The sequence below is a fragment of the Fibrella forsythiae genome, assembly GCF_017353175.1.
Lineage (GTDB): Bacteria > Bacteroidota > Bacteroidia > Cytophagales > Spirosomataceae > Fibrella > Fibrella forsythiae.
The window spans coordinates 491595-505896 of sequence record NZ_JAFMYW010000002.1; the positions used below are offsets into that span (position 1 = coordinate 491595).

The window sequence follows — 14302 nt, forward strand, 5'->3', positions numbered from 1 at the left end:
CAGGTACGTTCCGTCAGGGCGTTACCGGGGTGGCGGGGGTCTTATACACGTAAAAAGGTCCGCTATGCGATGGCTTGTCGAACTGCGCTACGCGTGGGTACGTGAGGGTTCCGTCTTTGGTAATCAGGTACGCGTATTTGCCTTTTTCAAAGTCGACCATAGCCACTTTCTGATCAACGTAGTAATTGACAAACCCGACGATATCGCCAAAAAAAGATAGGTCCGGGTATTTGTCCGGAGGCGTGTACTGGGCTAATACCCGCCGTTGCAGACTATTCAGTTGTTCATCTTCCGACAGCGACGTACGCAACGATACGGGTGGCGGATTACTAACCTGCCCACGGAACTGCCGATCGTATTTTGCCTGGGTAATCGATTCATCCTCCGATAGTTTAAGCTCCCGAATCGATGTCTGCCGGCTGCGGGGCATAACATTATCAAACTCCGGATTGATCAGAACGGGAGTGTTACCGGGTAATGTTCTCAGGAAAGCTGCCGTTTGCCACAGCATGGAAGGCCGTAGTAAATCGATTTCCAGCATAAGGCCTTCAATAAAGTTGGATAACGCCAGCGCGCCCGCCAACCCGTACAGAACCCACCGGCGGCTGGTGATCTGATACACGCCATAGCCCGCGTATACCAGCATGAAGAGGCTCATCGTGCGTAGGGGAAGGGTATGCGTGATGTAGATGGTTGAGGAGTGGAAGATGGAGACGGTTAGCAGCACGAGGTTGCCGATCAGCAGTGCGGCGATACCCTTGTTAGGGTACCAACGCCAGAAAGCCAGCGCGCCGATCGGAATGAGCACCAGCTGCCAGACCGTTGGCGCGGGTAACACCATACCGGTAACGTACCCCCAGTTGAAAAACGAGGTTTGTGTGCCGCTGACTTTCATGAGCATCCCCCCCGCAAATGCTTTGAGCAGCACAAACGAGTCGGTCCATAGAAAAGGCATTGTCAGCAACATGAATAACAGCAAGGCTCCCAGCAGCCCGACCGCGCGTTGCCAGCTCCAGCCCATACGTAACAACACGCCACCCAGCAGGAATGGGAAGGTGAACATAAACAGCAGTCGCTGACTAATGAGCAGGGCGATCAGCAGTAAGACAAGGGCTGGTTTCCGCCACGACCCTGCCGGAAATTCGCTGAACAGGATCAGAAGACTGGCTACGGCAAACAGCGCGTAACTCAACCCTTCGGGCCGGATAACCGGAGTGCTGACAAATACATCGAATTGGAGACAGAGAATAATAACCAGCGGCAACCGAAGCACGGGTGGCAGCAGCGCGGAACTGGACCGATGGATGATGCGAACACACCAGATCAATAGCGACCCAACCAGGAGAATCTGCACCAGCCGGCCGGCCGTAATGAGCGGAACCCGGTCAAGCAGGTAAGCATACGCCGTTTTATCAACTACCTCGAACAGGCCCGCTGCGGTGAGGCCGCCGGTCTTGGCGGCCGTAACGATATTGATCAGGCATTGCCCCAGCGCGAGCAGGTAAAAAACCAGCACCATTGGAATGCCGGGCCAGTCGAGGCAGCGGGGCGTGGCGCCAAAGAGCATAAACACGCCCGAATCGGCAATGAACTGCTCATCGGTGGTAAAGTAGCCGCCATCGGGTGGCTGTATGAAACTGACCCAACAGGCGAAGCTTATGGCCAGACCAACGATTAAATAACTCCACCGGCTGGAAGGTAATGAATCTAACGAAATTGACAGGCGGGAAGTGGTGGGTGATGAAAACATCGAAGGCAGTTGACTGGTAGATTGACCGCGAATTTACCGCATCTATCGTTTCAACAGCCGCAATGTTCGCGTGTGGTTTGGCGTCGTTACCGAAAGAATATATACACCCGACTGTAAATCAGAGGCTTGTATCGACAATAGCCCGTTTTGACTAGTGGTGTAATTACGAAGAAAAACGGTTCGTCCGGCTAAATCGGTTAGTCGGATCGAAAGGGGCTGCGTTACTTCACTGTCGGCCAGGGTTATAGTGAGGGGAGCCGCCTCGGTGAACGGATTTGGAAATACGGCCAGTGTTTGCTGTGCATTTGCATACGTACCTGCCCGCTCGAAGTTGGGAATACCGTAACCATACTGCGTGTCGGGCCGGTCGGCCTGCGAGCCCGACTGTCGGAGCAGATTGCGTACCTGCGTTGCCGAAAGACCCGGATATGCCTGCCAGAAACCCGTAGCAAGCCCCGCAACCAGCGGCCCCGAAAATGACGTGCCATTGCCGGTGCTGATACTGCCCACCGACGTACCTATCGTGGTGCCCTGCCCCAGCGCCACCAGATCAGGTTTTAACTGGCCATCGGGCGTTGGCCCCACAGAACTGAATCGGGCCAGCACACCATTCCGGTCAACGGCGCCGATACTCAGCGCGCCGGGCGAATCGGCGGGTGCGCCAATGGTGCGCCATGAACTGTTGCCTTCATTACCGGCCGAAACAACCACAACCATGCCCGCGTCGGCAGCCCAGGTGGCAGCCCGGCTAACCAGCGTTTTAGCGCCCGTCAGGTCGGCATATGAATGATTGTCGGCAGGGTTATCGAAGGTGGTATAGCCTAGCGACGAGTTGATTATATCAGCGCCGGTACTATCGGCATATTCGGCGCCAAACAGCCAGTAGGCCTCTTCAACGGGGTTTTCAGAGGCGGCTACTTCCGTACGGAGCAGTAGGTACGTTGCCTTGTAGGCAGGGCCGTACAACTGGTTTGGTGCTTCGGCTGCCATGATCGATAAGACGTTCAGCCCATGTTCGTCGTCATCATATACGTCGGCTTCCCGATCGGCAAAATCGTAGGTGGCCAGCACGCGGTTTTCCGAGAAAAGGGAGGACAGAAACGCAACACGATTGGCCCGCAGGAAGCCCGCATCGAGAATAGCCACCAGCATAGTCTCGCCATGATAACCCTGGTCGTGCATCTTATCAACGCCCAGTTGCCGTAATTGGAAATCCGAGGCGCCGTAGGCTGGTACCGTAGCCAACTGCCCGAATTTGTCGGCGTGTTGTACAGTAGCTAGTGGCCCGTCAGCGGGTGTTAATCGGGCATTGTTCAACACCCGGCCCGTTTCCAGCCCCTGTACATACGGCAGGGCCAGTAGGGCCGAAAGCTGCGCCATACTTGCCTCAACCAGAGCCGCATTAAGCCAGCGCGACGTATAGAGCACGTTTGCCCCCGCGGTTCGAAGCCCCTGTACATACGTGGGTGACACAGGCAGATCACGCTCGGTAATGGAAATACGCTGGCGCTGCCGCCTCAACACTGACCTTGGCGACAGAAATTTTTCGGGCTGATTAGTCTGGAAGGGCGTACCTGCTTTGTCTCGAAACAGGAGCAGGTATTGGCCAACACGCTGCGCCTGCGCCGTTTGGGCAACGCCACACAACAGGGCAAGGCCTAGTAAAAAGGACTTAATTCGCAGCGGAGTTGCCTTATTCTGTTCCATAACTAGCTAACCGGACATACCGGCGAACGCCAAAATCGATTTGTGCTTTTCCTACGCAGGAAGGAGTTGACGAGCAGAATTGAAGTTGCACCGTTTCTTTATACACCAGGCCAACTTGCCGGGCGTATACCTCAACGCGTTTGTCTTGTGAAACGAGGGTCGAGTCGTTTTGTTGCAGCACCGTGGCTGTCTCAGCAAATGTCTGCGTACCAACCGAATAAGGCTGATGTACATTCCGCAGTTCATAGATATCTTCCTGAAACTGATTGAACAGATTGCCATTCCAGCGACTGCGTTCGGCAGGGGGGAAGATGAGTTTGACGAAGTCGGCGCCGTTTTCGGTACGTATGGCCATGCGGCTGTCAACGCGGGCTGTCCAGAGGGAGTCGATTTGCCAGGGGGCCTGTACATTGGCGCGGCGGAAGCGTTGCAGGCGGAAAGCGGGTTGTCCTGTTACATCCGTATAACTGACCCCAACCGTTTCTTTTAGCTGATAGGTACTGGTAACGGGCGCGGCTGTCAATGAGTAGCGCTGTTCTGTTACGTCGTATATGACAAACCGGCCCGTAGTTAGTGGCATATAATCAAGGCCAACGTTGGGAGCGGCCGTTTCCGGCGAATTGCAGGAGAGGAGAACTAACCAGCAAAATGAGGCAAGCAGGGCAGAAAGGCGAAGCATGAATGGCGTGAACGGGCAGATGAGCCTGTACAAAGTTCATCCATTCGATGAGCATTTGCAATTGGTACTCAGCGATTCCTACACCAGGTCATTCTTGAAGGCGTAGGCTACCATACCGGCGGTGTTCTTAGTGCCGGTCTTTTCCAGAATCCGTAGTCGGTGCCCCTCTACAGTACGTGGGCTCAGAAAAATCTTGTCGCTGATCTCAGCCGTCGACATGCCTTCGCAGATCAGTTTCAGGACTTCTTTTTCGCGTTCCGACAGCAGTATCTTGCTGTTATACAGCGCCGACTGCTTCACGACGGCGGGTTTATTGGTCATTTTCCGAAGCATGGCCCGGGAAACAAACTCATTGAGGTACACGCCTTCGTCCATCACCTTCCGAATTGCCTTTTCCACCTCGTCGGGATCAGAATCTTTCAGCAGGTAACCGCTCACTCCTTTTTCGAGCAGGTGCAACACCATCCGGTCTTCATCGTGCATGGTCAGCACAATGATCTTGATGAGGGGGTAGTTTTCGCGCAGGTAGTCGGCCGTAGCGGTGCCATCCAGAACGGGCATTTGTAGGTCGAGCAAAACAACGTCGGGCATACGCCGGGGAATTTTGTCGATAAATTCCTGGCCATTACTGGCTTCAAGCACCAGCTCAAAATCAGCCACCTGCCCCAGAATCGAAGCAATACCGCGCCGAAACAGGTTGTGATCGTCTACAAGCGCTAGTTTAATCTTTGCCATTGTCTTTCTCCATTGCCTGAACTACTCACTATTTCTTCTGAAGGAGCCGTGTGCAGGCGTGTTTGAACGTGAATGCGGGAACCACGTCCCGGTGCTACATCAAAGGTGACATGCCCATCAACTACTGACAGGCGACTTTCGATATTACGTAGTCCCAGGCCACTCCGTCGATCTTTCACCGCTTCATCATAATCAAATCCGCGCCCATTGTCGAGCACCGACATCCGTACCGAATCGTCGAGGTAGACAAACTGCACCTCAACCTGTGTTGCACCGGCGTGTTTAATGGCATTGTTGATCAACTCCTGGGCAATCCGGTAGAACATCAATTCCTGGGCGGGCGCTATTCGCTCCAGCGTATTGGGCGACTCCAGCAAAACCGATACATCGGGCCCGGTTGCTTTTTCGGTCAGTTCCTCAATGGCAGCCAGCAGGCCAAACCGTTCGAGTGTAGTGGGTACCAGGTTCCGGCTGATTCGCCGCACATTGCTCATCGTTTCATCGAGCAGCGAGCGCGTTTTCTGTACCTGAAGACTATTCTCGGCGGTGTCACTCAGCTTACGTTCCAACTGGTTCAGACTTAGTTTGGTAACAGACAGCATTGTTCCGATTTCGTCGTGAAGATCACGGGCCAGGCGGCGGCGTTCCACTTCCTGTCCGTTGAAGGTTGCCTCCATCAGTTCTTTGCGGTAGGCTTCCCGGAGTTCGTTGAGCGCCAACTGATGACGTACCTGCCGGTTTTGGTAAAATGCCACGAAGAGGATGATGAACATGGTCATCATCAACAACATTGCCGACCCCACGGCTATGTATAACTTCATGTACGGATCCAAGACAGGGTAAGAGCTAGTAGTGGCCTGCTAAAAATAAATGACCGCCCTGCGTATTACAACTTTAGGGCGGTCACTTCACTTATTCGGTATAAAAAACAGTGTAAACGGTCTCATTTACACGGCAAAACTCTCGCCGCACCCGCAGGTACGTGATGCATTCGGGTTTTTAAACTGAAACCCTTTGCCGTTCAGTCCGTCTGAAAAATCGAGTTCAGTGCCGGCCAGATAAAGCAGACTTTTGCGATCTACGTATATCTTGATGCCCTTGTCTTCAACTATATGGTCGGTTGGTTGCTGGGCTGTATCGAACTGGAGTTCATACATCAGGCCCGAACAGCCGCCACCCTGTACCGCCACCCGAATGGCAAAGTCATCGGTAAGGCCGTCTTTCCGGCGCAGTTCAACAATCTTATCTTTGGCTTGTTCCGTTACCGTTACCATGGCATCAGTGAGTAAAATGTCTGCGGAACAATAACCGTGTATCGTTCCTTTCAGTAAAAACGGTCTGGGCTCAGGGAAAAGTTCATGGAGACAGCACCGAACAGATGATTCCGCTTATTCTCCACTTTTCATATTCCTGACAATGTTTACTAACGTAGAACATATCGGCATTGCCGTTCGTGACCTGACGGCTTCCAACGCGTTGTTTGCGAGCCTGTTCAATACACAGCCTTATAAATCGGAAGAAGTTACGTCGGAGGGGGTAATGACTTCTTTTTTCCGGTTCAACAATGGTTCCGGGCAAACCAAAATCGAATTGCTGGTGCCAACCCGGCCTGATAGTCCCATTGCAACGTACCTGGAAAAGCGCGGCGAAGGCATTCACCACCTGGCGTTTGAGGTAACCGATATCGTGACTGAAATGGCTCGCCTGAAAGCCGAGGGCTTTGTGCTCCTCAACGAAACGCCTAAGCCTGGTGCAGACAATAAGCTGGTGTGTTTTCTGCACCCTAAAACAACCAACGGTGTCCTGATCGAGCTGTGCCAGGAACGGCCCCTGGAAGGCCAATGAGCGGGGTGAGTAACCCTACCCGACAAGACACAAAAAAGCCAAGCGAGATTCCCCCTTGGCTTTCTGATTTACTCAACGTTATGAAAAACTTTTCTTTTCGATACAAGTATAAAGCAGAAATTTCATTATTCAGTTCAAGTGCTGATAAAAATTTTATCGGCTTTGTGTAACTAGCTAATTATCAAAGCAGTGAATGTAAATAAAATTTAAAAATAGCTCAGATTAAGGTAAGCGATTATCCTCAAACGTCAATGTGTACGTTAAGGATACCTACTTAGACAGTGGCTGGGAAATACGGATGAGTAGTGGTTTTACAAAACGACCTGCCCATCCCGAAGGGTAATGGTTCGGTCGGCAAGGGCCGCCAATGGTTCGTTGTGGGTGACGATGATGAACGTCTGGCCAAACTCGTCGCGCAGGTCGAAAAAGAGTTGATGGAGTTCTTCGGCGTTACGCGAATCAAGGTTGCCGCTGGGTTCATCGGCAAACACAACGGCAGGCTGGTTGATTAGTGCCCTGGCTACTGCTACCCGCTGCTGCTCCCCACCCGACATTTGCGATGGGAAATGCCCCTGCCGACTGGTTAGCCCCAGTTTGGCCAGCAGCTGCTCGGCTCGTTGCCGCACCTCCCGCTCATTCCGGTTGGCAATGAAACCCGGAATCGATACATTTTCCAGGGCCGTAAACTCGGGAAGCAGGTTATGAAACTGAAAGATGAACCCGATCTGCTCGTTGCGAAACTTGGCCAGTTGCGTGTCGTTCAACGTAAAAACGTCCTGACCAGCCAGGGTAACGGTACCGGAGTCGGGCCGGTCGAGTGTGCCGAGTATATGGAGCAGGGTACTTTTGCCCGCTCCCGAAGCACCTACAATAGAAACAACTTCACCCGCCGCTACCGACAGACTTACTTCATTCAGTACAGGTAACGGCCCGTAGGCGCGCCGTAAATTGGAGGCGGTTAATAGCGACATTACGCAAAGGTACGCAGATATCGGATTTGGGATTTGGGATTGCGGATTTGGGATTTGCTCCGCTTAGGTTCGGGATTATATCCAGCGGAGCAAATCCCAAATCCGCAATCCCAAATCCGATAGCTTATTTCGCAAAGGTTGCCGCTTCCTTATTTAATGCCTGATCAGATTCTGCCGATGGGGTGATGAGCAGCCGGTGCCGAAACGTGACCGACTGACCAGCTTTCAGCGTATAGTTCATCGGCGCATCTTTTCCGCTCGACATAACGCTTGGTGCCATCGGATTAGCGGCAAACAAGCCATAACCGCGAGCATGCCAGTAGGTTGGATAGCCGGGGTTGCCGGGATGGTCGATAATCGTTACGGCGACGGGTTCATTCTTGGGCAACGTACCTGTGAGCGTAACCCAGGGAGCGCGGGTTCCCCAGACGGCATCACCGTCTATGCCCATAGCACTGTGGTATTTACCTGTTACGCCCTCATTATCGAGCTTAGCCACGGCAGTTGCTTTTCCCGAAGCATCAGTAAACAGCTCAGGCTTGGTAGACGGGTGCTCCAGCTGACGGGCTACACGCAGGCCAATCATACCTTCTTTGTTGTCTTTGAACACGACATCGCCAGCAACAGCTTTGAGCGTTGTGCTCCGGTCGATTCGGCGCGTAGCCCCGTCAGCGGAGAACGTAAACTGTGTCGTTTCGTGCAGCATCGGTTTACCATCTCTATCCTGCCAATCGGCTTCGACGGTTAGTTCGGCGTGGTCACCTGCTTCATTTAAACGCGCGATGTTGGTATTCACGATCGTACCGTACATGCCTTTGGGATCAACTGCCGACGAGTTATTCCATAGATCATACCCATTTACATCGCCATAATTGAACCATAAACCTACGTGGTGCGGGTGGTCAACACGTTCGCCCGGGCGCGGGTCCATTGGCCAGCCACGGGTAATGGGGTTGCCGGTGGCTGTCAGGATAGGGTAAAGCACCGGTTTTTTCAGCACGTCGGCACCGGGGTAGATGTACGCCGTAAAAAGCTGCCCATCCACAAACACGGCCACACGGCCAGTTTCCCGTTTCAGCGTAACGCGTTGTTTTTTAGGCGGTGTGGCAGCTATGGAAAGAATCAGAAGCGAGGCGAGGCAAAGACTTGACAGACGCATTGATTTTGGTTGGTTATTTGTATCCATAGAAACCGGAAACGCCGGGTGTTCTACCTGTTGGTTGGCTGGTTGATTGGTTGGCTGGTTAACTGGTTGGCTGGTTAATTGGTTGGCTGGTTAATTGGTTAATTGGTTGACTGGTGAGCTGGTTACCTAGTTGGGCAATTCCTTTTTGAGGGCAGCTACTATTACTAGACTCTTAACCAAGTAACTAGCCCCCCAACTAACCAGTCAACCAACTAACCAGTTAACCAACTAACCAGTTAACCAACTAACCAGTTAACCAACTAACCAGCCAACCAATCCACCAGTCAACCAACTAACCAGTTAACCAATTACCCATGCTCATTGAAGTCTGTGCTTACTCTGTTGACGACTGCCTGGCAGCGCAACAGGCCGGAGCTAATCGAATTGAACTGTGTTCGGCTCGTGCCGAAGGTGGGTTGACGCCCAGCCTGGGGCTGATGCGTCAGGTACGGGCGGCCATTTCGTTGCCAATCTTCGTAATGATCCGACCCCGGGGCGGCGATTTTGTGTATTCCGCTTCTGAAATCGCTGTGATGGAAGCAGATATCGAGGTGGCTCGGTTGGCGGGGGCCGATGGCGTGGTGCTGGGTACGTTACTGCCCGATGGCCGCGTCGATCGCGATACCACGCGCCACCTGATTCAGTGTGCCAGCCCGTTGCCTGTCACCTTCCACCGCGCGTTTGACCTAACCAGCGATGCCCAAAAAGCGCTCGACGAGTTGATCGACCTCGGTATAGCCAACGTACTTACATCAGGGCAGCAGCCCCGGGCAATCGAGGCATTGCCTTTACTGGAGGCTCTGGCCAATCAGGCGGCTGGCCGAATAACCATCATGGCCGGATCTGGCGTGAACGGACGAAACGCCGTGCAGCTAGCCCGGACGGGTGTAACGGCGCTGCACTTGAGCGGGAGTGTGACAACCGAAAGCCCGATGCAATTCCGGCGCGAGAACGTACCTATGGCCAGTAGTATACCCGGCGAATATGAACGCTTTCAAAGTAGTGAGGCGGCCATTCGAGCAGTGGTTGAAAGCGTGTAGCCGACGCTGGTCTGCAGGAATGCCGGACCAGCTACTTCGCCAACGCAGTTGCCATTGCAGCCGACTGCGCTTTGCCGATGCAGCGAATTGTGACGTTGTTGAACTCCTTACTCAGTAACTGGAATTCATCAGGGGTGAGGTTGTTGAAAAAAACGGCGGCCGAAATGCGATTACCTTTTAGCGTCTCGGCATAGAAAGCGTTTGTCAGCACAAAGGCCGTTGAGCCGCCTTTCATACCCAGGTGGGTATACACGCCCTTGTTGGCAGGATTCACTGCGAATGGCCACTCCATGATTGAGTCAAGTATGGTCTGAACGGCGGGAGGAAAATAAGTGCGTGAATTGATCTTTTGCATCACCGACGCATAATCACGCACCGTTGAACCAGGTAGCCGGTCTGACCATACTTTTTGCAAAGCCATGTCGGGAAATATAAATGACTGTTTAAACAAGCCATCCTTATCCTGCTTGAGGCGGTTATGAATGGCCTGGCATTTGGCACGATATGCTTTGGCTGATAACCTGCGTGTCTCGTCGACGGTCTTTGCCGAATTGGCGGGTGGCACGGAGTACAGAAAAAGTGCCGACACGATCGGATATAGCGGGTCGTGGTTAGGTAGGTGCAGCATCTTTAGGCTGGCGTTGACCGTATCAGTACCCAATTTATCCAGCAGGTATTCGGTATTGGCGTTTGAACTGAACTGAATCATGCCTTTGGCCACGTCGAGCAGGGCCACCGTCTCATTCTCGATCAGATTTCGTTGTGACAGCCACTGCTTCCAGCCGGGATGTGCACCGCCGTCTGTGTTGGGCAGGTAATACAGATCCAGGTCGGTAAGGGGAATGCGTTCGGCGGGATTGATTTTGCCGGCGGCGGCTTGCCGGGCAAACTCGATGGCGATGATTGTTTTGACTGCGCTTGCCAACGGCATTGTCTGATCGGGACGCAACTGGATCTGTACCGTGTCATTACGGATAACGTAGAGTGCAGACCGGGTTGGATTGGCCCGAATGAAATCGACCACCACATCAGGGCTGGTTGGCTGGGCTTCGGCCAGGTACGTTGCCGACAGCAAAAGTAAGTAGAGTAACTGTGTACGCATAGGAGTGGCCGATTGAGTGATTGAAGATCAACCAAACAGATAACGTACCTGAAGCACTTTTGATAAATGGCCACACAGGCCCATCAGCGGGAAAAGGACAGAACAATACCTTACTCAATTGTAAACAATCTATTGCCCGCTACTATGTATTACCAACTAACGTTAAAAAAGCCCCTTCATCAAAACCGGCACCCGTTCTTACCAACTCCATTTGCCGTTCATCACCGACCCCGTACGTTTGGTATGTACTTCAACAGAAGACACCTACTGACATGGAAAAACGTTTGGAACGATACCTCGACGAAGCACAGATCGGGGGCGTTGCGGCCGGACTGGCCCATTACTTCAACATAGATCGGACGCTGATCCGGGTACTGTTTGTGGCAGGAATCTTCATTCCTTCGGCACCTGCACTCATTCTGTATATTATCTTGTGGATCGTGGTACCCGAACGCCGGTTTGGCTTCTCATCACAAACACAATCAACTATCTTCTCAAATCCTGCTTTTTCTATGTCGTCTACTGACCAAAAACGTGGCAACCTCATCGGAGGGGCTGTACTGATCATCATCGGCGTTTTCGCCCTGCTCGAACGCTACACTGACATCGATTTCAGCGATGTGTGGCCCTTGTTATTGATTGGCGGCGGTGCGTGGCTGATTCTTAAAGATCGTGATCGTCGGGCAGATCACTCGTCGACCAGCTACCTCGACAGCGATCCAACGCCGCCGGTAACTCCACCAACACCGCCGTCCAACGATCCCTACGATCCTAACCGGCCTATTAATCAGTTATAAACGGCTAACGGTTGGCAGTGGCAGTTGGCAGGGCTTCGCTCAGGTACGTTAACTGTTGCGAAGCTCTGCCAACTGCCACTGCCAACTGCTAACGCTAAGCGTCATGAAATCACATCGTAACCTATTCTGGGGCCTAACGTTCATCACGCTTGGCGTGTTGTTTCTGGCCCGAAACTGGAACCTGTTTCCAATGCCCGACTGGTACTTCGTCCGTACCCTTTGGCCTATTCTGCTCATTTTAGGCGGTGTAGCGCTTATGCTGAGAACGTCTACGCCGGTTATGTCGGTGGTTGCCACGGGCCTTCTGGCGGTAGCCTTACCTTTCTGGCTCTTCAGCTACATTGGGCGAAATCACCACTATCGGAATAGGCATGATTTCTCGATGCGTTTCGATCCACCCTCACCACCATCTCCGCCAAGCCCGCCCGACGCACCAGATACCCCCAATCCACCGTCGATGAACATGGATGATGACGACGATGACGACGATGATAGTGATCGGGAAAACCGGCACCTGCGGTCGGGGGCATTTATGGAAGATATGCCCACGCCAGCGCCTGCCGAGGCCCGATTTGTGCTGGAAGGTGGCGCGGCAAAATTTCGGATGGACGATACCACGCCCAAGCTGATCGACGCCCGCACTAAAGCCATTAACCTATACAGCATGAGCATAGACCGCAATGTAGCTCAGGTGCCAACGGTTCGGTTATCGCCTGCGAAAGGCAGCAACGGAAACATCAGCCTGTTCGACAATGACGGCGACTCCGATTTTGGCGAAGTGGTTGTTAAGTTGAACGAAGGCCCGCTTTGGGATATGCAGATGGACTTCGGCGCCGGTGCCGCCGATTTTGATCTGACCCGTTATGCCGTGAAAACGCTGAAAGTAGAAGCCGGTGCTGCCAGCCTCGACCTTCGCCTGGGTGACAAAGCGGCTCAGTCAGACGTGAAAATTTCGTCGGGCATGGCGTCGGTGAAAATCAGAGTGCCGAAATCGGTAGGTGTTAAAATCACGACTGATGGTGGCCTTAATTCAACGGAGATCGATGATGATTTCGCTAAAGTGGGGGGCAGCACGTACCTGAGCCCAAACTATAACGCTTCGACCAAAAAGATTACCATCCGCTACGACGGTGGCCTTTCGAGCCTGAACGTATCCCGTTATTAATCTCAACACCATTAATATCCTGCCTTTTTCTACAAAAGCCGCTCAACTGAACAGTAGGGCGGCTTTTCCGTGTTAGGAAATAGACCAGCCGTTTTCGGGCAACTGATATGTATCCTGAAAATAGCCACTGCCGAACCATATCTGCTCAGATGACTTACCCGATCTACCTGGATTATAACGCCACCACCCCCGTTGATCAGCGTGTACTGGATGCGATGTTGCCCTACCTGACCATGCATTTTGGGAATGCAGCCTCGCGAACACACGTATTTGGGCTGAAAGCCGAAGAGGCCGTAGCACAGGCACGCAGGCAGGTTGCTGCGCTGATTGGTGCGCTACCCAACGAACTGGTGTTCACGAGCGGTGCCACTGAGTCGATCAACCTGGCGCTGAAAGGGGCGTTTGAAGCAAACAGCCACCGAGGTAACCACATCATTACCGTTGCCACCGAGCACAAGGCCGGTCTGGATACCTGCCTGCATCTGGAACAACTAGGCGCCGAGGTAACGTACCTGACGCCTGATTCAGAGGGACTGGTTTCGCCCGAACAGATTGAAACGGCCCTTCGGCCAGGTACGTTGCTGATTTCAATGATGCTCGCCAACAACGAAACGGGTGTCATTCAGCCCCTCACCGAAATTGCCGCGCTGGCCAGGCAACGCAATATCCTGGTGCACACAGATGCCACACAGGCTGTGGGTAAACTGCCCATTGACCTTGCCCGGCTCCCCGTTGACTTCCTTAGTTTTTCGGGCCACAAATTCTACGCGCCCAAAGGCATTGGCGGATTGTTTGTTCGGCAAAAAACACCGCTCATTGCGCAACAGGACGGCGGCCGTCACGAACGGGCTCGTCGGTCAGGTACGTTGAACGTACCTGGCATTGTGGCGATGGGAAAAGCTGCTGAGCTGGCACAGACACAATTGGCCGAGGAAGCAGTGCGCGTAGCTAGGCTGCGCGATCGGCTTGAATCGGGACTAACAGCTCGTCTGTCTGACGTACAGGTAAATGGTACTCGGGCGCATCGGTTGCCCAACACAAGTAATCTGGCGTTTGCCAATGTCGACGGCGAGGCGCTGCTGATGAGCCTGAACGAAATCGCCGTTTCAAACGGCTCTGCCTGTACGGCCGCATCCACCGATCCGTCGCACGTACTAAAAGCAATGGGCCTTTCTGATGAACTGGCCTATAGCTCCGTCCGCTTTAGCCTTGGCCGATTTACTGCCGATGCCGATATCGATCAGGCAATCAGCCACGTAGTGACCGTCGTTGACCGGTTACGTACCTATCAGTCAATCTGAAATAAGTGTCTGCTTACACTACGA

At 53.1% G+C, this 14302-nt stretch carries 14 protein-coding genes; 5 read left to right on the top strand and 9 right to left on the bottom strand.

What is annotated here, in order from left to right; genetic code table 11:
• Nucleotides 1-13: 13 nt before the first annotated feature.
• From J2I46_RS07995 to J2I46_RS08020, 6 genes are all read right to left on the bottom strand, one after another.
• Nucleotides 14-1750: a hypothetical protein gene (locus J2I46_RS07995; protein ID WP_207328479.1), complete on the bottom strand. Its 1737-nt coding sequence runs from the start codon at nt 1748-1750 to the stop codon at nt 14-16.
• Between the two features lie 42 nt (nt 1751-1792).
• Complete coding sequence (locus tag J2I46_RS08000) at nt 1793-3457, bottom strand: S8 family serine peptidase (RefSeq protein WP_207328480.1); 1665 nt, start codon at nt 3455-3457, stop codon at nt 1793-1795.
• A complete protein-coding gene (locus tag J2I46_RS08005) occupies nt 3444-4136 on the bottom strand; it encodes a hypothetical protein (RefSeq protein WP_207328481.1) in 693 nt (230 codons plus the stop codon). Before J2I46_RS08005 ends, J2I46_RS08000 begins: the two co-directional genes overlap by 14 nt.
• A gap of 78 nt (nt 4137-4214) precedes the next feature.
• A complete protein-coding gene (locus J2I46_RS08010) occupies nt 4215-4871 on the bottom strand; it encodes a response regulator transcription factor (protein WP_207328482.1) in 657 nt (218 codons plus the stop codon).
• Nucleotides 4853-5692 carry a sensor histidine kinase gene (locus J2I46_RS08015; protein ID WP_207328483.1) on the bottom strand — a complete coding sequence of 280 codons (840 nt, stop codon included), beginning with the start codon at nt 5690-5692 and terminating at the stop codon, nt 4853-4855. The genes J2I46_RS08010 and J2I46_RS08015 overlap by 19 nt, the downstream gene beginning before the upstream one ends.
• 126 nt (nt 5693-5818) lie before the next feature.
• Nucleotides 5819-6145 carry a HesB/IscA family protein gene (locus J2I46_RS08020; RefSeq protein WP_207328484.1) on the bottom strand — a complete coding sequence of 109 codons (327 nt, stop codon included), beginning with the start codon at nt 6143-6145 and terminating at the stop codon, nt 5819-5821.
• A 142-nt stretch (nt 6146-6287) separates the two neighbouring features.
• On the opposite strand from J2I46_RS08020, the gene mce reads away from it, so the two are divergent.
• Nucleotides 6288-6716 carry a methylmalonyl-CoA epimerase gene (gene mce / locus J2I46_RS08025; protein WP_207328485.1) on the top strand — a complete coding sequence of 143 codons (429 nt, stop codon included), beginning with the start codon at nt 6288-6290 and terminating at the stop codon, nt 6714-6716.
• A gap of 311 nt (nt 6717-7027) precedes the next feature.
• Here mce and J2I46_RS08030 read toward each other — a convergent pair whose 3' ends face one another.
• Nucleotides 7028-7687 (bottom strand): ABC transporter ATP-binding protein, encoded by a 660-nt coding sequence (locus J2I46_RS08030; RefSeq protein ID WP_207328486.1) that lies wholly within the window; start codon nt 7685-7687, stop codon nt 7028-7030.
• Between the two features lie 124 nt (nt 7688-7811).
• Nucleotides 7812-8846: a DUF6807 domain-containing protein gene (locus tag J2I46_RS08035; RefSeq protein WP_207328487.1), complete on the bottom strand. Its 1035-nt coding sequence runs from the start codon at nt 8844-8846 to the stop codon at nt 7812-7814.
• A 341-nt stretch (nt 8847-9187) separates the two neighbouring features.
• On the opposite strand from J2I46_RS08035, the gene J2I46_RS08040 reads away from it, so the two are divergent.
• The gene (locus J2I46_RS08040; protein ID WP_207328488.1) at nt 9188-9913 is read left to right on the top strand and encodes a copper homeostasis protein CutC; all 726 of its coding nucleotides are present in this window, start codon (nt 9188-9190) and stop codon (nt 9911-9913) included.
• Between the two features lie 31 nt (nt 9914-9944).
• Here J2I46_RS08040 and J2I46_RS08045 read toward each other — a convergent pair whose 3' ends face one another.
• Nucleotides 9945-11015, bottom strand: coding sequence for a serine hydrolase (locus tag J2I46_RS08045; protein ID WP_207328489.1), 1071 nt, complete (start codon nt 11013-11015; stop codon nt 9945-9947).
• Between the two features lie 272 nt (nt 11016-11287).
• Here J2I46_RS08045 and J2I46_RS08050 point away from each other — a divergent pair, with 272 nt between their 5' ends.
• The 3 genes from J2I46_RS08050 to J2I46_RS08060 all read left to right on the top strand — a co-directional run bounded on the left by J2I46_RS08050 (nt 11288) and on the right by J2I46_RS08060 (nt 14278).
• Nucleotides 11288-11812 (top strand): PspC domain-containing protein, encoded by a 525-nt coding sequence (locus tag J2I46_RS08050; RefSeq protein ID WP_207328490.1) that lies wholly within the window; start codon nt 11288-11290, stop codon nt 11810-11812.
• Nucleotides 11813-11915: 103 nt separating this feature from the next.
• A complete protein-coding gene (locus J2I46_RS08055) occupies nt 11916-12977 on the top strand; it encodes a toast rack family protein (protein WP_207328491.1) in 1062 nt (353 codons plus the stop codon).
• A gap of 149 nt (nt 12978-13126) precedes the next feature.
• Nucleotides 13127-14278, top strand: coding sequence for a cysteine desulfurase family protein (locus J2I46_RS08060; protein WP_207328492.1), 1152 nt, complete (start codon nt 13127-13129; stop codon nt 14276-14278).
• The last annotated feature ends 24 nt before the right edge of the window (nt 14279-14302 follow it).

Excerpts from the sequence above, each read along its gene's own strand:
- J2I46_RS07995 (WP_207328479.1), bottom strand. The coding sequence starts at position 1,750 with ATGTTTTCATCACCCACCACTTCCCGCCTGTCAATTTCGTTAGATTCA.
- J2I46_RS08000 (WP_207328480.1), bottom strand. The coding sequence starts at position 3,457 with ATGGAACAGAATAAGGCAACTCCGCTGCGAATTAAGTCCTTTTTACTA.
- J2I46_RS08005 (WP_207328481.1), bottom strand. The coding sequence starts at position 4,136 with ATGCTTCGCCTTTCTGCCCTGCTTGCCTCATTTTGCTGGTTAGTTCTC.
- J2I46_RS08010 (WP_207328482.1), bottom strand. The coding sequence starts at position 4,871 with ATGGCAAAGATTAAACTAGCGCTTGTAGACGATCACAACCTGTTTCGG.
- J2I46_RS08015 (WP_207328483.1), bottom strand. The coding sequence starts at position 5,692 with ATGAAGTTATACATAGCCGTGGGGTCGGCAATGTTGTTGATGATGACC.
- J2I46_RS08020 (WP_207328484.1), bottom strand. The coding sequence starts at position 6,145 with ATGGTAACGGTAACGGAACAAGCCAAAGATAAGATTGTTGAACTGCGC.
- mce (WP_207328485.1), top strand. The coding sequence starts at position 6,288 with ATGTTTACTAACGTAGAACATATCGGCATTGCCGTTCGTGACCTGACG.
- J2I46_RS08030 (WP_207328486.1), bottom strand. The coding sequence starts at position 7,687 with ATGTCGCTATTAACCGCCTCCAATTTACGGCGCGCCTACGGGCCGTTA.
- J2I46_RS08035 (WP_207328487.1), bottom strand. The coding sequence starts at position 8,846 with ATGCGTCTGTCAAGTCTTTGCCTCGCCTCGCTTCTGATTCTTTCCATA.
- J2I46_RS08040 (WP_207328488.1), top strand. The coding sequence starts at position 9,188 with ATGCTCATTGAAGTCTGTGCTTACTCTGTTGACGACTGCCTGGCAGCG.
- J2I46_RS08045 (WP_207328489.1), bottom strand. The coding sequence starts at position 11,015 with ATGCGTACACAGTTACTCTACTTACTTTTGCTGTCGGCAACGTACCTG.
- J2I46_RS08050 (WP_207328490.1), top strand. The coding sequence starts at position 11,288 with ATGGAAAAACGTTTGGAACGATACCTCGACGAAGCACAGATCGGGGGC.
- J2I46_RS08055 (WP_207328491.1), top strand. The coding sequence starts at position 11,916 with ATGAAATCACATCGTAACCTATTCTGGGGCCTAACGTTCATCACGCTT.
- J2I46_RS08060 (WP_207328492.1), top strand. The coding sequence starts at position 13,127 with ATGACTTACCCGATCTACCTGGATTATAACGCCACCACCCCCGTTGAT.